21 protein-coding genes and 1 pseudogene are annotated in these 20,001 nt (G+C 36.5%); 7 read left to right on the forward strand and 15 right to left on the reverse strand.

Annotated elements, in window-relative coordinates:
* Positions 1-24: 24 nt before the first annotated feature.
* Positions 25-585 (reverse strand): class I SAM-dependent methyltransferase, encoded by a 561-nt coding sequence (locus J2Z40_RS13115; RefSeq protein WP_066398679.1) that lies wholly within the window; start codon positions 583-585, stop codon positions 25-27.
* 474 nt (positions 586-1,059) lie between these two features.
* Between J2Z40_RS13115 and J2Z40_RS13120 the strand changes: the two genes are divergently transcribed.
* The 4 genes from J2Z40_RS13120 to J2Z40_RS13135 all read left to right on the forward strand — a co-directional run bounded on the left by J2Z40_RS13120 (position 1,060) and on the right by J2Z40_RS13135 (position 5,551).
* On the forward strand, positions 1,060-2,817 hold the full coding sequence (locus J2Z40_RS13120; protein ID WP_066398680.1) for a SulP family inorganic anion transporter: 1,758 nt from the start codon (positions 1,060-1,062) through the stop codon (positions 2,815-2,817).
* Positions 2,818-2,842: 25 nt separating this feature from the next.
* A complete protein-coding gene (locus J2Z40_RS13125) occupies positions 2,843-3,214 on the forward strand; it encodes an ArsR/SmtB family transcription factor (protein WP_066398681.1) in 372 nt (123 codons plus the stop codon).
* A gap of 200 nt (positions 3,215-3,414) precedes the next feature.
* Positions 3,415-4,683 carry a phytoene desaturase family protein gene (locus tag J2Z40_RS13130; RefSeq protein WP_066398682.1) on the forward strand — a complete coding sequence of 423 codons (1,269 nt, stop codon included), beginning with the start codon at positions 3,415-3,417 and terminating at the stop codon, positions 4,681-4,683.
* A 4-nt stretch (positions 4,684-4,687) separates the two neighbouring features.
* On the forward strand, positions 4,688-5,551 hold the full coding sequence (locus J2Z40_RS13135; protein WP_066398684.1) for an RNA polymerase sigma-70 factor: 864 nt from the start codon (positions 4,688-4,690) through the stop codon (positions 5,549-5,551).
* A 258-nt stretch (positions 5,552-5,809) separates the two neighbouring features.
* On the opposite strand, the gene J2Z40_RS13140 is transcribed toward J2Z40_RS13135, so the two are convergent.
* The 3 genes from J2Z40_RS13140 to J2Z40_RS13150 all read right to left on the reverse strand — a co-directional run bounded on the left by J2Z40_RS13140 (position 5,810) and on the right by J2Z40_RS13150 (position 7,901).
* Entirely contained in the window at positions 5,810-6,304 is a 495-nt protein-coding gene (locus J2Z40_RS13140; protein ID WP_066398693.1) for an LURP-one-related/scramblase family protein, read from the reverse strand.
* 438 nt (positions 6,305-6,742) lie between these two features.
* Complete coding sequence (gene csaA, locus J2Z40_RS13145; RefSeq protein WP_066398697.1) at positions 6,743-7,075, reverse strand: chaperone CsaA; 333 nt, start codon at positions 7,073-7,075, stop codon at positions 6,743-6,745.
* Positions 7,076-7,202: 127 nt separating this feature from the next.
* Entirely contained in the window at positions 7,203-7,901 is a 699-nt protein-coding gene (locus J2Z40_RS13150; RefSeq protein ID WP_066398700.1) for a helix-turn-helix domain-containing protein, read from the reverse strand.
* A gap of 181 nt (positions 7,902-8,082) precedes the next feature.
* Here J2Z40_RS13150 and J2Z40_RS13155 point away from each other — a divergent pair, with 181 nt between their 5' ends.
* Complete coding sequence (locus J2Z40_RS13155; RefSeq protein ID WP_066398703.1) at positions 8,083-8,601, forward strand: ClbS/DfsB family four-helix bundle protein; 519 nt, start codon at positions 8,083-8,085, stop codon at positions 8,599-8,601.
* A gap of 375 nt (positions 8,602-8,976) precedes the next feature.
* On the forward strand, positions 8,977-9,711 hold the full coding sequence (locus J2Z40_RS13160) for a MerR family transcriptional regulator (RefSeq protein ID WP_066398704.1): 735 nt from the start codon (positions 8,977-8,979) through the stop codon (positions 9,709-9,711).
* Positions 9,712-9,785: 74 nt separating this feature from the next.
* Here the strand turns inward: J2Z40_RS13160 and J2Z40_RS13165 are convergent, their stop codons facing one another.
* The 5 genes from J2Z40_RS13165 to J2Z40_RS13185 all read right to left on the reverse strand — a co-directional run bounded on the left by J2Z40_RS13165 (position 9,786) and on the right by J2Z40_RS13185 (position 13,592).
* Positions 9,786-10,436, reverse strand: a complete 651-nt coding sequence (locus tag J2Z40_RS13165) for a FusB/FusC family EF-G-binding protein (protein WP_066398705.1) — start codon at positions 10,434-10,436, stop codon at positions 9,786-9,788.
* A 194-nt stretch (positions 10,437-10,630) separates the two neighbouring features.
* Positions 10,631-10,900: a CD3324 family protein gene (locus J2Z40_RS13170; RefSeq protein WP_066398706.1), complete on the reverse strand. Its 270-nt coding sequence runs from the start codon at positions 10,898-10,900 to the stop codon at positions 10,631-10,633.
* A 213-nt stretch (positions 10,901-11,113) separates the two neighbouring features.
* Entirely contained in the window at positions 11,114-12,103 is a 990-nt protein-coding gene (locus J2Z40_RS13175; protein WP_425351408.1) for a glycerophosphodiester phosphodiesterase family protein, read from the reverse strand.
* 158 nt (positions 12,104-12,261) lie between these two features.
* The gene (locus tag J2Z40_RS13180) at positions 12,262-12,828 is read right to left on the reverse strand and encodes a nucleotidyltransferase family protein (protein ID WP_066398707.1); all 567 of its coding nucleotides are present in this window, start codon (positions 12,826-12,828) and stop codon (positions 12,262-12,264) included.
* A gap of 260 nt (positions 12,829-13,088) precedes the next feature.
* Positions 13,089-13,592, reverse strand: coding sequence for a DoxX family membrane protein (locus J2Z40_RS13185; protein ID WP_066398708.1), 504 nt, complete (start codon positions 13,590-13,592; stop codon positions 13,089-13,091).
* Between the two features lie 550 nt (positions 13,593-14,142).
* Between J2Z40_RS13185 and J2Z40_RS13190 the strand changes: the two genes are divergently transcribed.
* Positions 14,143-14,619, forward strand: coding sequence for a hypothetical protein (locus J2Z40_RS13190; RefSeq protein ID WP_066398709.1), 477 nt, complete (start codon positions 14,143-14,145; stop codon positions 14,617-14,619).
* Between the two features lie 127 nt (positions 14,620-14,746).
* On the opposite strand, the gene J2Z40_RS13195 is transcribed toward J2Z40_RS13190, so the two are convergent.
* From J2Z40_RS13195 to J2Z40_RS13220, 6 genes and pseudogenes are all read right to left on the reverse strand, one after another.
* The gene (locus tag J2Z40_RS13195) at positions 14,747-15,484 is read right to left on the reverse strand and encodes a class I SAM-dependent methyltransferase (protein WP_066398710.1); all 738 of its coding nucleotides are present in this window, start codon (positions 15,482-15,484) and stop codon (positions 14,747-14,749) included.
* Between the two features lie 247 nt (positions 15,485-15,731).
* A pseudogene (locus J2Z40_RS13200) lies at positions 15,732-15,947 on the reverse strand (amidohydrolase); the annotation flags it as partial.
* Positions 15,948-15,987: 40 nt separating this feature from the next.
* Positions 15,988-17,232, reverse strand: a complete 1,245-nt coding sequence (locus J2Z40_RS13205) for a TerD family protein (RefSeq protein ID WP_066398712.1) — start codon at positions 17,230-17,232, stop codon at positions 15,988-15,990.
* Positions 17,233-17,290: 58 nt separating this feature from the next.
* Entirely contained in the window at positions 17,291-18,397 is a 1,107-nt protein-coding gene (locus tag J2Z40_RS13210) for a sensor histidine kinase (RefSeq protein ID WP_245350093.1), read from the reverse strand.
* On the reverse strand, positions 18,381-19,073 hold the full coding sequence (locus J2Z40_RS13215; protein ID WP_066398716.1) for a response regulator transcription factor: 693 nt from the start codon (positions 19,071-19,073) through the stop codon (positions 18,381-18,383). Before J2Z40_RS13215 ends, J2Z40_RS13210 begins: the two co-directional genes overlap by 17 nt.
* A 35-nt stretch (positions 19,074-19,108) precedes the next feature.
* Complete coding sequence (locus J2Z40_RS13220) at positions 19,109-19,684, reverse strand: VanZ family protein (RefSeq protein ID WP_066398718.1); 576 nt, start codon at positions 19,682-19,684, stop codon at positions 19,109-19,111.
* Between the last annotated feature and the right edge of the window lie 317 nt (positions 19,685-20,001).

A 20,001-nucleotide genomic window follows, 5' to 3' on the forward strand; every position in this document is an offset into this window, starting at 1 on the left:
TGCTCCTCCCTCTATTATTCGTTTTTAGCTAGGCTTTTTGCAAACATAAACAAAAGCTGGCGGGAGATTTAGAGGGACATAATGGATTCTCTCAATGTGGAAAAATCTAGAGAGATGCTTCTTCATTTGTAAAGAATATTGAAAAGCAATAAAGCACCCCCCTGGTTTTAATGAATCAATCACCTGATTAAGTAATCTTTCACGTAGTTCGACTGAAAAATTAAAGAATGGTAATCCGCTCATAACACAGTCTAATCGTCGAATATCATTGCGGCTCATTGCCTTTAGTAAATGAACAGCATCTAGGTTACACAAGTCAGTCGGGAATTCTCTCTGCAGGCTCCCCCTCATTTTCCTATCCTTTTCAAACAGAAAAACGGTTGCTTTTTTAGATACATATAGTTTTATTTCTCTTGTAATCACACCCGTTCCGGAACCAAGCTCTGCTATTGCTCCAACTTCTTCCCACGCCACCTGCTGAACCATTTTTCTTGCCAAAAAGCTTGAGCTTGGCCAAATACTACCGATCTCCTTAGGCTTACGAATAAAAGATTGTAAAAATAACAATAGGTTGTGATTATTCAAAGCAACTCTCCTCCCAATGACTTATGGTCTTCCTTTTTACTAATGAGATTATTTTAATAAAAAAACCTTATAAACTAGTGGATAAGTTTCTTAAGATTTTCTTAAGATTTTTATTAGAGTGGTACAGTTTTGCAAACAGAATGGCTAATTCATAAATAGTTGGTGCGGTTGATTTCCGCTCCAGGATGCGCAGCGACCCGCGGGGTGGGCGATGAGCCTCCTTGGCGCGGCCATCTCGCAGGACATTGAATACGCTTCTTGAATTGACACCGCACGAGAAAATGCGGATGCATTTTCGAGAAGTCTCGCACCTTCCGCTCCAATCAACTAACGATATTTGCACTGAATTGATTCAGTTGATCATCCGCTTGTCCCCGCTGAAAAAAATTCTGTTGACATTATTTAAGAATTGATTTCATAATATAGTATATTCAAATAATCAGATATACAAATATCAAGAGAAGAAGGGTACATATGAAACAGAAGTTGATTTCAGGTGGCAGATATAAGGGTTATTCGCTTCATTCATTCCAAAAGGATATTATTTCAGGGATTATTGTGGGGGTCATTGCTATTCCCTTAGGTATGGCCTTTGCTATTGCATCTGGTGTGAAGCCTGAATATGGAATCTATACAACCATTATTGCTGGGATTTTAATCTCACTGTTTGGTGGATCAAAGTATCAGATTGGCGGACCTACTGGTGCATTTATTCCTATTTTATTTGGGATTATTATGACCTATGGGTATGAAAATTTATTGATTGCAGGATTTATGGCTGGGTTTCTTTTATTTATTATGGGGGTTTGTAAGCTTGGGTCACTTATTAAATTCATTCCTAAATCCGTTACTATTGGATTTACTTCAGGGATCGCAGTCATTATTTTCATCGGGCAGGTTCCAAATTTCTTAGGTCTAACGGGTGTGAAGAACCATGAATACTTTCTCAATAATCTTAACGAAATAATTAAACATATCGATAGTATTAACCTATATAGTCTATTAACTGCTGGGATTTGCTTAATAACCATTCTATATATGCCAAAATTACTTCCTGCTATCCCAAGTCCTCTGATTGGGCTTATTGTTTCGACTCTAGTTGCAAGTTTTCTCTTTCCTACTCACATAGCAACAATTGGTTCAGCCTTTGGGGACATTCCAAACACACTACCAAAATTTGAATTTCCCGCACTTTCTTTTGAGCGGATTCAACAGCTAATTGGTCCTGCCTTTGTGATTGCTTTTCTTGGAGCCATTGAGTCGCTATTGTCTGCCGTGGTCGCTGATGGGATGACAAATAGTAAGCATAATAGCAATCGAGAATTAATTGGGCAAGGAATTGCAAATATGGTTACACCAATGTTTGGTGGGATCCCTGCAACAGGTGCGATCGCAAGAACGGCTACGAATATAAAAAATGGCGCAGCCTCCCCCCTATCAGGCGTTATACATGGGATCGTAGTCCTTTTGGTTCTATTGCTATTTGCACCATACGCATCGAAAATACCTTTGGCAAGTATGGCACCCATTTTAATGATTGTTGCATGGAATATGAGTGAACGTCATGTCTTTTACCAGCTGTTAAAAGCCAAAACAGAGGATTCCTTTGTTTTAGTCATCACCTTCTTATTAACCGTGTTTTTTAATCTGACTCTTGCCGTTGGAATCGGTCTTATTTTGGCTATAATTATTTTCACGAAACGGATGAGTGATATAATGGTAACGGCTAAGGCATTACCTAATCCTGAACATAAGCAAGAAAAAGTAGAAACTCAAATTGTGACAGATTCTCATGATTGCCCCCAAATTAGTATTTATAATGTAGAGGGGCCGCTCTTTTTCGGCGCAGCACAGACTTTTCAACAGAGTATTATGAATACCATTAACTACAAACCGAAAGTACTTCTTTTAAGAATGGGAAGAGTACCTTTCATGGATATAACAGGGGAATCTCATTTATCTAGTATTATAAAAGACTTTTCAAAACATGGAATTGTCTTAATATCTGGCTTAAATGTTCAGCCCAAAAAGGTATTAATTAAGACTGGCTTATATCAATTAATTGGCGAAAGGCACTTTTTTGAACATACTGGAGATGCCATCAATTATGCACTATTACATTTAAACAAAGATAAATGCATTGGATGCAAACATTTCGCTTTTAGGGAATGTGCAGCCTTGTCAGGTGCTTATGATTTAGTGGAAGAAAAAAAGAAAGTGTTTAATGCCTAATCTCTTTTAATAGGAGGAAATAGAATTGAACTTAGAGATGCAAAAATTCAAGGCAGATTTTTTTAAAGCTCTTGCCCATCCGCTTAGGATAAAAATTCTTGAGTTACTGGCTGAAGGTGATAAAGGCGTTAACGAAATCCAAAGCCTTGCTGGAAGTGAAGGTTCAGCTGTTTCACAGCAATTAACCGTACTTCGCGGAAAAAATATTGTGACAGGCACGAAAGACGGAAATCGTGTCATTTATTCCTTGCGTGATCCGATGATTGTTGATCTCCTTTCTGTTGCACGCCAAATCTTTAACAATCATTTAGTTGACACGATTAATATGTTAGACAAATTAAATATCCAGATGGATGAACCCATGCAAAATGGCAGTACCCTGAGTGATGATAATTAGAGTAAAAAAAACGAATATGAAATGAGGCCCCTTGGAACACTTTTACCTTCCGTTCCAAGGGGCTCTTATTTTTACTTACAATTCACTTGTGACATGGTAAGCCTTCTTATATTTAAATGGGTTAAACATTTCATGAAACTTTGTCACAATTATCCACCCTTCATCGTCTTGAGTATGAAATAACAAATGGAGGTTATCTTATGGCTCAAAAATGGGATGTTGTGATTATTGGCGGCGGATTAGCTGGTTTCGTGGCAGCAAATTATTTAGCAAAAAGGAATTTATCCATATTAGTACTCGAAAAAGGAAAAAAGGTTGGAGGTAGGGCTAGAACAGATCAAATACACGAGCAATATTTCAATTTAGGTCCACATGCGCTATCTAAAAAAGGAAAAGCCATGGCGATTCTCGAAGAGTTAACTATTCAGGTTCCTGGAAAATCCCCAAAATTAGGAGGTGTTTTAGTAAAAGAGCATTTGGAATATTCCGCGCCTTTTACTCCTTCAGGCCTTTTAACAACAAATCTTTTAAACTGGAAGGATCGTATCGAATGGGCTAACGTTTTAATAAAGGTAATTTCAGTAAATACCAAAAAACTAACCACCTGGACTTTCGAGCAATGGGTACAACAAACGACTGAATCAGCAAACATCCAATCCTTACTCTATTTACTAGGCAGACTGGCAACGTATTGCCACGCTCCAGATCAAGCGAGTGCAAAGATCATTGTCTCTCATTTAAAGACGGTCTTGAATGGGGTTCTTTATTTAGACCATGGCTGGCAAACAATTATCGACCAGCTCCACAACAAAGCCGTAGTCTCTGGTGTACAGATTGAAACACATAAGCGAGTCAAACACATTGCCCCCCTTGAACAGGATTCTTTTAAACTCGTGCTCTCTCATGACGAGGAGGTTTTTGGAAAATACGTCATATGTACAACTGGCCCTTATGAACTCCAGCATATGTTAGGTAAAAAATCTAACTTCCCTTTTACTAAAATGAAGCCGGTAAAGGGAGCAACATTCGATATCGCTTTAACACAGCTGCCAAATCCTAAGAAACTGTTTGCCATGGACATCAATCATCCGCTTTATTTTTCCGTTCATTCAAACTATGCTCGGCTCTCTGCTGATGCCAAAAATGCCGTTATGCATGTGTTTAAATACCATCATCCAGATGAAACGATCAATGCGAAAAAGGTGAGGGATGAGCTTGAGCAATTCCTAGAAAAGATACAACCAGGATGGAAAAACTACGAAATTACTAGTCGCTTTATTCCACAAATTACGGTTAACCAGCGCTTACCTCAAATAGGAGATGAGAAAATGCTAGAAAGTTGTAAACGAGGCATTCCAGGATTATATATAGCCGGAGATTGGGCTTCTCCAGATTTCATTTTGGCAGAAGGAGCCGTAAGCAGTGCGAAACAAGCAGCTGAGGACATTATGAAAAAAGAAAAGAGTTGATATCGTGCAGATTAGTAACGAAGACTATCAACAATATAAACCATTATTGTTTTCAATCGGGTATCGTATGTTAGGTTCAATTACAGACGCAGAGGATATTGTGCAAGAAACCTTTTTAAAGGCGTACCAAATTGATGAGAAAAAGATAGATAATAAGAAAGCGTACCTCTGCAAAGTAGTAACCAACCGTTGTCTTGATCATTTAAAGTCAGCGCAGCATAGACGGGAACAATATATAGGACCATGGAATCCCGTACCATTATTGCTTGAGAGCTCCAATGGCATTGACCCATCTGAAATGGCCTTGCAAAAAGAAGGATTGAGCATTGCCTATTTACGGATGATGGAGCATTTAGCTCCAGATGAACGAGCGGTCCTCCTTTTAAGAGAGGCTTTAGACTTCTCCTATTCGGAAATTGCTGAGATCATCGAAAAGAAAGAAGAAAACTGCCGGAAGATTCTCAGTCGAGCTAAGCAGAGAATCTCACAAATTGAGGATGAAAGCTTAGACTATGAGCAGAATAAATTCCTTATTCATCGCTTTATTCAAGCCTTTCAAATGCAAAAGACGGATGATTTATTAGAACTGATCTCTGAAAATGTAACACTTTACTCGGATGGCGGAGGAAAAGTAAAGGCTGCTGTTCGACCAATTGTCTCCCTGTCTAATGTATTAGCTTTATTATTCGGGATCACGAAAAACGTTCCAAAAGACTTTTATTTTGAGATAAGAAACGTCAATCATCAGCCAGCAATCGTCATTTTTATGAACGGAGCTCTTCATAGCATTCTTAGCTTTTATATTCGTAAGGACAAAATTAACGAAATGTATTTGACGATGAATCCGGATAAGTTGCCGATTCGCTAAGGAATAATAGATAGATAGAGAAGTAGTCAAAGCTGTCCCTAGAGATTCATAGCCCTTTAGGGACAGCTTCTTATCATCTCTACCAATTGGAGAAAAACTCCATTTATTTATGATACAGTTTCCTATGGTATTGCTAAAGGTAGGTTTCAATTTTATTTGACGTAAGTTTTAATCTTGGTATTTAACTAACATATCATTAAAATCAATAATAATAGTAGATTCATTCATAACATCAACACCCAGAATACCGTTAAATCATTAAGTTGCTGCTGAGGAAGCTGTTGCATTATCAGCCTTCACACAATCAATGGCAACAACAAGTGCAATAATAATGGTTTCCATCTCTTCATTTAAAATTTGAACTTTATAGCTATCACCCCAAGTGAACCATTCCTTGCTCACTTGACCAACAACTTTTCCATGCTGTAAAATTTCAAAATTCATATCCCACCAATTGCCATTTACTTCAATGCCTGTCGCATCAATCGAATAGCGTGCTTTAAAGAAAGAAAGCTCCTTCTTAATCGTTAACACTTCTTGCCCGTTTACCTCAACAAAAAACTTCGGTAAAAAGCTAAACGTCTTTTTCGTAATAAGTGCAACTTCCTCTTTTGTTGTATTCATAATGGAGAAAGTCTTTGGAATTTGCATAAAACTGCCCTCAACATAATAAACATCCTGTTCCTGCTGATCCTTTACAGTAAATTTGGCACTTAAACTGAATACTTTCTGCTTAATATAAAGTGACTTCATATGATCCCTCCTTTGAATGAATTTCATTTGAATACTCACTAATTTTTAATATGAACTCTCTAATAATTATACGGCCACCTCGTCCAAATGTTTCTATTAAAAGAAAAATACCTTTCCTATTCATTCAATTAAAGAGATTTAGCAAGAGACTATACTGAAGAAAAGATCAGTCACATTGACGATTTATGATTAGGAGGGTATTTTGAGTCATCTTATTAAATATTTTCACATAAAAAAGGCGGGAATGATTTTTCTCCATCCTACCTTTTCGATATCATCATTGATCCAAACCATTCTTTTGACGGATACTGCTAGCACCCCTTCTTCTATTTCTCCAGCTAAAAATCCCCTAAATCCTTATTGATCATACGTCCTTCACTTAATTGAAAGAATTGTCTTCTTCACGTAAATGATAAATACAATCACTTCAAATATATTTTATGAGATTCTTGTTCCATTCATTATTGTCTCATCTGGCTTTAAAAGAACAACATCTCCCTCTTCCGGAACTCCACCTAACACCAGCGCTTCTGATTTAAATCCAGCAATACGCATCGATGGAAAATTAACTACTCCTATCACTTGACGTCCACAAAGCTGCTCGGGATGATATCTTCTAGTAATTTGGGCAGAAGAATGTTTGATGCCAATCTCTTCTCCAAAGTCGATTTCTAGTTTTATCGCAGGTTTCCTCGCTTCTGGAAAAGGTGCTGCATGAATAATCGTACCCACGCGAATATCTAGTTTTAGAAAATCTTCAATTTCTGCCATATCAGAATGAACCACCTTTCAAATAAAATTAAAATTGGGGAATTCCCCTCATTATTAAAAAAAAGAAACTATATCTCTATAGTAGAAGGTTTCGCAAACATTTTCTTTACCCATCATAATATCCTTCTTATCTATTTTTAAGCATTTTATATTTTTGTGGAGGCATTCCCTCATACCGAGCGAACCATCTAGTAAACGAGGAGGCATTCTCAAATCCTAATTCTTCACTAATCATCGACATAGTCCATTCAGTCGCATGTAACAAATGCTTCGCCTCTTTCAAACGAAGCTCAGCAATATACGTTTTGATACTTTTCCCCGTTCTTTTCTTAAACCATGTTGAATAATAGACGGGATGATAATGCTCCATTTTTGCTAAAGTTTCTACTCTTATTGACTCCCTAAAATGTTTATGAAGATAGTCAATTGAGGGAGGGTTCGAGACTTGAAGCTTGTTTGTTACATACCTAGTCAAATCTACTAAGGAAGACGGATTTTCCTGATTCTTTGCCTCTTCTAATAATAAATAGCGAATGGAAGCCCATTGCTGATCCAATTGGATATACATACTGCTTGTATCTGCTGCTGGCAAATACTTGATCGGTATATCTACAATCAAAAATTCATTTCTGTCCATTGATCGAAAGCTATGATCACACTTTGGTGGAAGGTAAAAACAATTCTCTGAAGTAAGATTTACTTCTTGCCACTTTGTTTGAATCTCCAAGGAGCCTTGTAAAGGAAAAAGGAATTGGCCAAACTCATGTTGATGAGCATGAAACTCCCTAGAATAAGACCGTTTCTCACAAATTACTTGGTTAATCATTCCTATATTAATCCCTCCTTACTCTTGTTTTAAGATATATTATAATTGAAAAGAATGGAATGCGGAATATTTCAAACCTTCGATCAAATTCACTTTCCAACAATAAATATTCTAATGCAGCCTCTGTATCCCTTTTAAGTTAGTTAATACCACATTTAAAAATAGAAAGGAGAATCCTACTATGGAATATATTAAACAACAACTACTAGTAACAAGCGCACAAAAATCCTTTGATGAATTACTTACTTTAGTTGAGCGTATTCCTCCTAAAAAAAGAAATCTATCCATCGAAACAATCGAACGAGATAAAAACTTCCGTGATGTGTTCATGCATTTATATGAATGGCATGCAATGCTTGAAAGATGGTATCAAGAAGGAATGGATGGAGATACACCTGCAATGCCTGCCCCAGGTTATAAATGGCGTACCCTCAATCAATTAAATAGCCAAATCTGGCAGCAATATCAAGATGTGAAACTCATACATGCAATTAAAAAATGTAAGCTTAGTCATCATCGGATTATGCGATTAATTGAACAACATAATGATGAGGAGATTTTCACCAAAAAGTATTATAAGTGGACGAAGACAAGTAATCTATACAGTTACTTCGCTGCCAATACGGTTGATCATTACAATTGGGCGATTAAAAAATGCGAAAAAATTGCTGAAGCACTTGAGGAGATAGAATGTTGCTAATTTCCTTAGCTCTAAGCATCGATTAGGAGGACAGGGTGAGCACCTAAGTAAATGAATAGGCGGAAAATTTCCGCTTATTTCGTAATAATTAATAAAAAAGGCCTAAATAAGCGGAGAAATTCCGCCTATTGACTTGAAAAGTCCAAAAATGAGCGATTTTGCATTGAATAAGCGGAAAGTTTCCGCTTATTTCGCCCAAAATGAGCTTCATTCTACATTTAAGCGGAATTTCTCCGCTTATTTATTTTTGCCCATTACTCGATTAAGGACGAGACATCTTCTTTAGCTACTAGATTTTTTATGTAAATATTTTTTTACTATTCATATTGACTCTCACGTTACGGGATACTTTATAGTAACTAGTGAAGGGAGCGAATGAAGATGAAAATTAAGGAAGTTGCTGATTTAGTTGGAATAAGTGTGCGCACACTACATCATTATGATGAAATCGGATTATTACTGCCAGATGAGACAACGGAATCAGGTTATCGAGTATATTCTGACGAGAATCTCGAAACTTTACAACAAATCTTATTTTTTAAGGAACTCGGCTTCCCTTTAAAAAGGATTAAAGAGATTATTCATAGCCCTACATTTGATCGACAAGAAGCACTTGAGATGCATTATAAAATGCTACTAGAAAAAAAGACCCGACTCGATAAAATGATTGGGACTGTAAAGAAAACAATTCAACATTCGAAAGGAGAAATACAAATGACTAATAAAGAAAAATTTGAAGGCTTTGACTTTAGCCACAATCCATATGAACAAGAAGCACGGGAAAAATGGGGAGACCAAGCTGTTGATGAAGCAAATGAAAAGGCGAAAAACATGTCTGAATTTGATCAAGAAAAATTCAATGAAGTCTATCGTAACCTTGCCGCTCTTCGTCATCTTTCACCAGAATCAAAAGAAGCTCAAGCTGGAATTAAAGAATGGTATGTGTTTCTAAATAAACTAGGCAACTACTCACTCGAAGCATTCAAAGGCTTAGGGCAAATGTATGTAGACGACGAGCGCTTCACGAAAAATATTGATCAATTTGGAGAAGGCTTAGCAGCATTCATGCGTGATGCTATGGCTGTCTATGCAGATACGAATAAAGAGTAATAAATGAATTGAACACGTGCAAAGGCACTGTTATCGCCTTTGCACGTGTTTTTTTTATAGGATCCATCAAAACTTCATATGCATTGCGAATCTTTCAGAAAGGCTTCTACATATTCTGTGCTCGTTATTTTTTTATTGCACTCCTTGCTGTCTGCACAAATAAGATTGCCAATGGCCCTGTAATAATCCGGATGATTCGCTTTCTTCGCTTTCGTTACCGTAGAAAAATAGGATACCTCACCAAAACAATTACAGAAGGAACAAAGATTTTTTTTACTTGTTGGTGTAAATTCACATTCAATGCCAATCATTTTGCCATCAAGCTCATATATAATAAATTTCTTATTTGATCTTAAGTCGTTCCAGCTCAAATAGGTTAACTGGCTATGATCGATACTTGATAAGTCTGGCAACTTTAACTTTTTATGTTTAGGAAACATCTTTTTCAGTTGCTGCTCTGTGATTCTAGGAAAGGGCAACAAATGGTTTGAAAGTTCCTGAATATATAATTCATACTCTTTATCTGTTTTCAGTTTGGAAAGATCCAGCCTTTTTTGTTGCTCCAATGATGCATTTGGAAAGAGTTCCTTAATTTTTAAATTAGCTAAATCAATTGCAGCAGCCAAAATATTTGGAGGCACATTCTTTTTAGTGCCTTCCCTTATGATAGCAATCTGTTTTTTTATGAAATTTAACTGTTCATTTTTAATAAATTTTTCAGTCATTACATTTATCTCCAATCATTTTACCGCCATCTATCTATACATCTATTTTAAACAATCCTACTGCCTTCTAAAATGGATAAAACAATTTAGAACTGTTTTTTACATAGGCTGTTTTCGAAAACAGATCATTCCCTTTTAGCTAATTAATTATATAAAAACAGCACGGATGGACATTTTCCACCCGTGCTGTTTCCCTATGTTTTATGTGTATAAACGATCTTCTTGATCGATTCTGTTGAAAGATAATATTCCTCAGCCAGCTGCTGAATACTGCTTCCCTCACTAAAGGAATGTCTAATGGCGGTATTGCGGCGATCGAGCTGCCGTCTCCCACCACTTGAGGCTCCCCACTTTAAATACTTATTTTCCGGTTTAGGAATATAAAGTGTTTCCCCTTGGACATACTTTTGGATTTCTGCAAGTAACTTTTCTGGTAAAACTTTGGTTGCATTCATATACTTCATTTCCGCTCGCTCCTTATTTTAAATGTAAAAATAAATAAGGTGCAAAGCCAAAGTAATAGAAAAGCTGATTTAGCGATAAAGTTACATATTTCGCCCCATACAAAGTATCGCCTTTCTAATTGGCTTTGCATGAGTATAAGAAGTACCAGATAATCTTAATTGATTCTCCATCCTGTAAGCACCCCCTTTAATCTAAAATTATAGCAAATATGATTATTGGATTGAAAACTTTTCTTTGATAATCGGTGCAATCACATCCACTCGATTCGTCCAGATCATTCCATTATAGTTAGCTGGAAGCCGTTCAATATCCTGTGCATCATCAAATCCTTCTGACCATTTGCCATTTCCTGCAACAAGAACAACTCTAGTATTGGCATTATCCATTCTATTAAGAAACTTTGCAGGAAACCCCCATAACAATGGAGCTATTTTTTCAGGGATATGTACTTGCGTATTTTTACATGCTGAAGGCGTATATCCTGTCCAGCCAACCGTAACATAAGGAATTAAACAGCTCTTCATCGATTCCATCGACATGACTCGAAGGTTCGGTAATTCCCTTTTCAGTGCTGCAATGGGCTGATTTCCTCCGTAAGCAGATAATTGACTTACTCTTTCTTTAGGAAAAGTAGAAAGATAGTCAGCTAATTTCACTCCCTCATCAGGGTCATCGCTTTTAATATTAATCAAAAATTGTTTGTCAGGGAAATAGGTCAGTACCTCATGTAAAGTCGGCATTAACCCGATTCCTTTCCCACGAAAAGGATAGGTTTTCCCATTGTCCGCTGTATAGCCATACCCTACATCTAGCTTCTTCAACTCTGTCATCGTCTGATCTCTAGTAACCCCTTTTCCATTCGTACGACATTCTAAGCTCCAATCATGAAAGACAGCAAATTCCCCGTCTTTCGTTGGATGAATATCCAATTCTACAACATCTGCTCCCTCATGAAAGGCTGCCTCCATCGAGGGAATCGTATTGCCAATATACGGATGCTCCGGTTCATAAATCCGTTCGGCCGTGCACGTATCACCTGTAACTCCTTCCATCGGATATGTTTGTGACATTCCTACATGTGAAAGAAGAGTAGGCCTTTCACTGCGTTCCTTCGTAAATAGATTACTGTTATTAACGAACATAAATAAAAGAAGGAAACTAAGGATCATGGCTGTTCGTTTCAATCGTTTTTTAAATTTCACCTTTCACTCCTCCTTAGATTAAGAAAATTAGACTGCTCGTACTGTCCATCTTTTCTAAATCCCATACTAATGGCTTGCTTCAAAATAAGGATCTATTAACGAAGCTACCAAACTCTCTAATTATTGTCCCCAGAAACATATGTTGTATCGCCCTCTGTTTAGCGATCGATGTGGCAAACCTTTACTCTATTCCAAGTTAATTGCCAGTTCTTTTTCGTTATCCGTTCTTTATAAATGTTCATTCTCGCTTTATCCTCTGCAAAATAGGGAGTTGGTCTAACTTCTAAATTTATCACATCACTGATTCCACATGGGGCGATTAAGATTAGATTGTCTTCTTCATCTAATTTGACTCCTAGTGCTGTTGCTGTTTCAGGAAACTTAGATATTGCATCAACTGAGGAAGAATATGGAGGCAAATTATTTTTAATGTGCATCCTCGCTTCATTCTTAACCGACCAAGGGATATCCGGTCTAAGGGATTTTAGTTTTCCTTCGAGTCTTTTTTCTTCCCTTACATCCATATTTGCTGGGTCAAAATAGATCACATCAATATCTGGCATGATCGTTCTTTCGTTAAAGTCATGTAAGACATCCCAGACTTTCGATCGAATAAATCCTGCGCATATCCACCAATCGGGCAAGTTCAGCGATTTGGCAGCTTCTAATAGTTCCATCATCCATTGATCCTCTCTAATAAGAGAAAGAACTTCTTTTTCACTCATCACTATAAACGCTCTCCTTAAAAAATAGTTTTCATTCGTTTATTCTTTAGCTTCACATGGAAATCCTTCTTGAACAATCGATTCTGTTTGTAAGATCAGCAGTTTAGGATGCTATGTTCGATGCTTTTTCTATATGATTCTATTTAAATAAGCATATCCGAATTTAATCGAATATGCTTACTTTAGTCCCTATGAAAAGCTGCATTTACCAATAGAGCTCAGTGAGCAAGAAAGTACGAGACCTTTATCCGGACTCATTCTCACTTCATTTGCAACATACGTCCCTTTGTAGAAAATAGTTTTTTTACATATGGAAGAGCCCATCGATCAAGGCCATAGTAATATCTTCCTTTTCCAATAAACAAGAGAATGAAAGCGATTATGAAGAGCTTTGTATCTGGGCTAGATAATCCCATTCCTGCCATGATAAAATTCATATTCATAAAAGCACCTGCAATTAAAGCTGGTATGGTTGCTAGTCCTACGATTAATCCGATCCCAACAAGAAGCTCTCCCCAAGGGATTAAGATGTTAAAAAACTCGATATTTGGCATTGCAACACCTTCAAGAAAACGAGCATACCACCCTTGAACAGTTGGTTGATCTCCACTTGCATTTGCAATCGCTCCTTGTAAAAATCCACCGGCATCAAATCCAGATCTAATTTTGCCATATCCTGCTTCAACCCATTGAAATCCTAACCAAATACGTAATACCGTTAAGATGAGAGCGACAATTGGTCCATTTATATGTTTTTTCATCATGAGATTCTCCTTTTATTGTGAATCACTTCACAATGGTAATTAAAATTTTTAGGGTAAACCAACTTTGTGAAGTTATTCACTTTTTTTCCTGCACAAAATGACTACTCGTTTCACCGTTCTGCATGATACAATCAATCATAATCGAATGCCCTCTGCTAATAAAATCATGATGTTCTATCCCCTTTTTCTTTCTTATACACTTATTTTAACGAGCCTTTTTTTTCATTTCCTTGATTTAGATCAATTTTTTTATAAAAATGTTATTGAGTCACTGAAAATCTCCCACCTAACAAAATACCAGCCCTAATTGGACTGGCCTCTTTCATTATTTGGAGATTCATTTTGTTGCTTTAAGTCCTCATGAAGAAGAGTGAATTGCTTCATCAAATTCTCATATTCTTCAAAGTCAATATGACATGGTTTAATCTCGGTGATGACTTTTCCAATTCTTGCATGCTTTTCTTTTAAAGCTTTTGATGAAAGAATTTAGAGGAAAAAGATCCGTTTCTGTTGAATGAATAACTATTACTTTAAAGGAGTTTTCACATCTATGACTTCATTTTCATTCCTTGTTTCCGATTCCCCCTTAAAAGAAGTAGATTACAGCGGCATTACTGAAGTAACAGTAGGTGAGCTTAAAAAAATCTATCCGATTACAGAAAATACACCCGCACAACCTTGGCATTCGATGGATGATCATGTACGTATTTTACATGCAGCTGATGCGTCAGCATTCGGTGAACTCGTCATCTCGCTTTGTAAAGATCCACCTTTTGATTTAACCCTTTATACTGAAAAGCAATATACGTATTGGATTGAAGGGCATTGGAAAGGCAAATTTTTATCTGATTTTGTAGCCTATATAAAAGCACATATACAGGCGCATAAAAACGTGGAGTTACTGATCTTTTGGGCTGGTGACGGGGAAGAAAAAATGGTAGAACGAACGATTCGTATAGAAGATATCGAGCCGAAACATCTAGAAATGTTTAAACAAGAAGAAAATATTCGCGTGTACTTTGTGTAAGTTGCGAATAGTAAAGAGCACCATTCTCCTATTTGAATGGTGCTTCTCATCTATCCCGTAAGTACTAATGTAAAGCGATTCGTAAAGTAGCTACGTGTTTTTTTTACCTTCGTTTTCACATGCGTATCTATCCCTTTTTAGCCTTTATCATTAAAAATGACGGGCATCTAAATTGTTTCTCTAAACTTGGTAGTTTGCTTACCGCTTCGCTCGTAGGAGTAGGTTCAATTACCTTTTCGATTTGTAAACCATTTTCAATAAGTGTATTTATAATCGTAGAAAATGTCCGATGATACATGATTACATCATTCACTAACCAGTTTCCTTTGCGAATTCCCTCCTTTTGATAATGATCCATTGCATAATAAAGGAGTCGGCCATCTTTATCTTGTATCCAATCGGCATTCCCTTTATTCGCGGTCACAATTGGATGTTCAATCGAAAATAGTACTGTGCCTCTAGCACATAATGCAGCACTGATTTTCTCGATTAATTGCTGGAAATCCGCAACATAATGAAAGACTAGCGAACTACTAATGAAATCAATGGATTCATTTCGTACAGCAAACTCCTCAAAGGCGATATTCTTAAAAGTTAACCGATCATGGAGATGACGCTCTTTTGCCACTTGAATCATGTTCGAAGAAATATCAATTCCTGTCACCTGTTTCGCACCTTCACGAACACAATAAGCTGCGAAGTCTCCCATTCCACAGCCAATATCTAAAACAACTTTCCCTTCTAGAGTAGGAACTAAAGATAAAAGATTAGGCTGTTCAAGCAAATTATTATAATTATTTTCACGATCCCGTATGGCTACATATTGCTGAAAAAATTGATCATTATCATAAATATTCTGCCTCATTTTTCCCTCTACTCTTCATAATATTATGATTGATTTGCGCACCTTCATTATCCCATGGCAATAAAAATATAAATAGACTTATAATTCAAATTTTGTTACGATGTAGATAGAGGCATGCCTTCTTTTCTTTTTTCAATGCATCGTGCATAAAGGAAGTTAATCAATTAATGATAAGCGAGTAAAAGCCTTAATCTATAGCAGATTAAGGCTTTTTTATATTTGGATGTATTTACTTGAAGACCGCTATTTAATCACATTCATAATAACTGCAAACAACTTGTCCAACAGCCTTTGCAGCGACAAGAAGGGCATCCTCATCGATATCAAATTTCGGATGATGATTAAAGTAAGGATTCTCTACCCCTTTTGGTGTACAAGTAATATAGAAAAAGCATGCTGGGAATTTCTCAGTATAATAAGCAAAATCCTCAGATGGGAACCGTGCAGGAAGTTCCTTCACTTCTTGCCTATCTGTCTAGCTATTTACTCTATATAATTCTGCCCTACTTGTAATCATTTATCGGTCCTTTATCCATGATTACTTCTACCATATTTGAACGCCGCCCCATCTTAAGTATTGGTCTACGCTCTGAGTTTGGTTTACTGTAAAGCTCCAATGGACTGATCATCACTCCATCTTGCGTATTATGGAGAATTCCAGGAACACAGGAATAAATTCTATCATTATTATTTGCATTCTTAGCGAATATCGTAACGGATGTTCCATTATGATTATCTATGCTCATGGACACTTTGTATCTATAGAATGACCCTGTTCCGTTTGACTGAGCAGAATAAACAACAGGAACAACTGCGAGAATATCATTATTCAATCTTAATTTTATTACTTCTGTCTTTGTTGATTGATTATTTCTCCTAACATCCCCCATATGTTCTACTGCTCCGCCGCCAAAACTCCTAAGGGGAGGTGTCCCTTTGGCCCCAAACATGGCTACATCTATCTGCTCCCCATTCCTTGTATAGACCAAAGCATATATGTCATAATCGGTCCCAGACTCCCAAGATACCGTAGCAGTAATTTCTGGTGTTTTCTCAATGATCACTGGCTTCTGACCTTTGTCGAGACTTATGTTTCCCTTTACCTTTTCTAGGCTTACCTGTGACAACATGTTTTGTTTATTTTCGGGAACAGGTAGAGTTTTATTCGCTTCTTTTCGGATTTGTTCTGGAATTGCTATAGGTTCAGATGGCTGACTTTTCTCATCCGCTTCCACCTCAACACCGTAATTTTTACATAGCCCTTCAAGCCCAGAGTAAAATCCGCGCCAGATTGATTTTGCCTTTGTCTGGCCATTTCTTACATATAACTCTAATACGACAATCCCGTTTTCATTTGTGAAACTAGACGGGGTTAGCTGAATAGGATGATGATCAGTTGATATCTCTGCCTTTAAATTCTTTACATTTGAAAATCCCGTGCCATTGTCCTCTGTAAGAGTGATAGCGATTTTAACAATACCTTCAGGGGCTTTACTCATGTCAAAATTAATTTTATGTACGATTGTATGATTTACTCTTTCAGACGGAATAAGAGTGGCTACACCAGAAGCGCTCTTTGGCTGATTATAAAAAATAATCCCGTTATCTCCCTGTACTTTATCCGAATCAGTTAAAAGAAAAGCGGTTAAAGAAATATCTATCAAATTAGACATATCATAGCTAACTGTCACAGTTCCTTTTGGGGAACTTAAAACGGTATTTGCCCCCATCTGTAGTGGTTGATTCATTTAAACTACTCCTTCCTCATCTTGCTTATTGGCCTACGATTCTATCTATCACGACTGCTCACTGCTCAATTTTGGGAAACTTCACTATGAAGGCTGTCCTCCCTAGTGAGCTTTCCACTTCAATTTGGCCACCATGTAATTCTACAATACTCTTTACTATCGCTAACCCTAAGCCTGAACCACCAGTATGTTGAGAGCGTGATTTTTCAACCCTATAAAACCGTTCAAAAATATAGGGCAAGTCAATGCTTGGGATCACTTGACCATAATTTATAATATGGATTTCTATGAATTTTATAGATTCTGATAAAACAATATCAATATATCTTCCATCTTTTCCATATCGAATCGCATTTTGAATCAGATTTTCAAATATCCTTGCTAGTTTATTCCCATCTCCCATCACAACCGGACTGTTCACAGTTGAGAGTGATTGCCTCATTTCCATACCAGCTGCCTTCACCTGGAACTGAAATTGAACGGCTAACTGATTTAGCATTTCTTCCATGTTTATTGGTGCCTCATTAGTTAGAGACTCTTTATTCTGAACTAAGGTATAGTCAAATAAATCATCCATCAATTGGTGGAGGTCTTTCGACTTTTGATGAATAATTTGTAGATAGTATCGAAGTTCAACCTCACTCTTATATCGATCATCATTAATCAAGTCTAAATAGCCAACAATAGATGTTAATGGCGAGCGAAGATCATGAGCAACATTTGTTATTAAGTCATTTTTTATTTGTGCAGATTCTTTTTGATCAACAATTGCCTTTTCAACTTCAGTAATAATTTGGTTCACTTTTACACCTAATTCACCAATGATGCTTTTATCTTCTATCGTTACTTTTTGATTAAAATGGCCTTCAGATATATATTCGATTTCATTCATCATTTGTATTAACAAATAGTCAACATACCTCTGACGTTCATAATAAAAGAACGGAAGTAAATATAAGACCAATACTATAAAAAGGACTAGTACAATTGGTGTTAAACCAAAGGAGGCAACTAGTTCAATTAATTCTGAAAGACGAGAGGATTGAGTCTCTAAAAAAAGAACAGCAGATGTCAGTATGAAAGCAGTTATTCCTGTTAATATCGCTGCAAACACTACATATAATAATAATTTCCAGAGGGGGATAAACTTAATGACCTTTTTCAATTTTATAGCCCACTCCCCAAACCGTTTGGATAATCGTTTCTCCTGGAATAACGAACTCGATTTTATCCCGGATATTCTTTATATGAACCATCACAGTTTTGTTCGAGCCCATACTCTCTTCTTTCCAAACCCTTTCAAATATCTCCTCAGAGCTGTAAACAGTTCCTTGATTTTTTGCGAGAAAATAGAGAATATCGAATTCAATAGACGTTAGCTTAATTTCCTTCTCACCTGCCATCACTTTATGGGATTGTTTATCGATTTCAAGTGAGTTAATTCGAATAATGTCTTTATCTATCCCTAATGGTTTGTAGTTTGATCTCCGTAATAATGCCTTGACTCTTGCCATTAATTCTAATGGGTTAAAGGGTTTTACCATATAATCATCTGCACCTGTCATGAGGCCCATAATTTTATCCATATCCTGCACTTTTGCACTGAGCATCAGAATGGGCACTTGATTATTAACGCGAATATGCTTACATAACTCTAATCCATCCATATTAGGCATCATAATATCTAAAACAATGAGATTTACAGGCACACGCTCGATGATGTTTAAAGCTTCTAATCCATCCTGTGCTTGAAGGACATGATACCCCTCGTTTTGCATATATATTTCTGCTAACTTTGCGATTTCTCGGTCATCATCAACAATTAGAATATGATTGCTCAATATTTCTAGCCTCCTTATACACAGGATAGAGGTTATTAGGATCTTTCCATCCTTTTTCCTAAACTCAGTCCTTGAAGAATATGATAGACGAATGAAATTTTTGACATTTCCCTTATTATTAGAAATCCTAGCACAGCCCCTAATGTATTCGCAATTAAATCATTAATATCTGTACTTCTCCCATTTCCTAGTATGATCCTAATCAATAGTTGTGTAACTTCAAAAGATAAGCTAATATATAATCCCACAGAAGCAGCCTTTTTAATTGATTGATATTTATTGCTCAGTAACGGTAAATACATACCTAGAGGAACCAACATGATTATATTTAATATGAAAGTTGCTGCATCTATTGTTAACACAGGAATAAAGTTAATCGATTTGTACCATGGTGTTAAATTTGTATATTCCCCGATATTCACCTCAATTGGGAAAAACACCAAATGGATCATACATAGAAAATAAACGGCAAAAGAGATTAATAATACAAATTGGCCAAAGCCATATTTCTGTTTAATAACGGCAACCACGATCATATATATTAAAAAAAGTAGAAATGCAGGGATAAGGATATACCATGAATCGATTGTATATATCAATGAATTTTTCATTTATTCTTCCTCCTAAAATTCTTTCAGCTATGACTTAACCCTAGCCAATTAAAGTATAATTTCTATTTTTAAAGTTTTTCTTAAGAAAATAAAAATGATTTCTAAACGTATAAAAAAATAAAACGTATATTCACCTGGATATACGTTTTAGACTGTTGTACTTCCCTATCGTCGCAAATTTTTGCAAACCTCTTCTGTTTGAGTGTTTAATTTATTCGATACCCCCCTCTGTTAGGATAGATGTCGTAGACAACTTTAGTGTATAGTTTAATTAACACACGGAGGTTGATCGACATGAAAAGTAACAATGGAAAACG

It is taken from the genome of Cytobacillus eiseniae, from assembly GCF_017874625.1.
GTDB lineage: Bacteria > Bacillota > Bacilli > Bacillales > Cytobacillaceae > Cytobacillus > Cytobacillus eiseniae.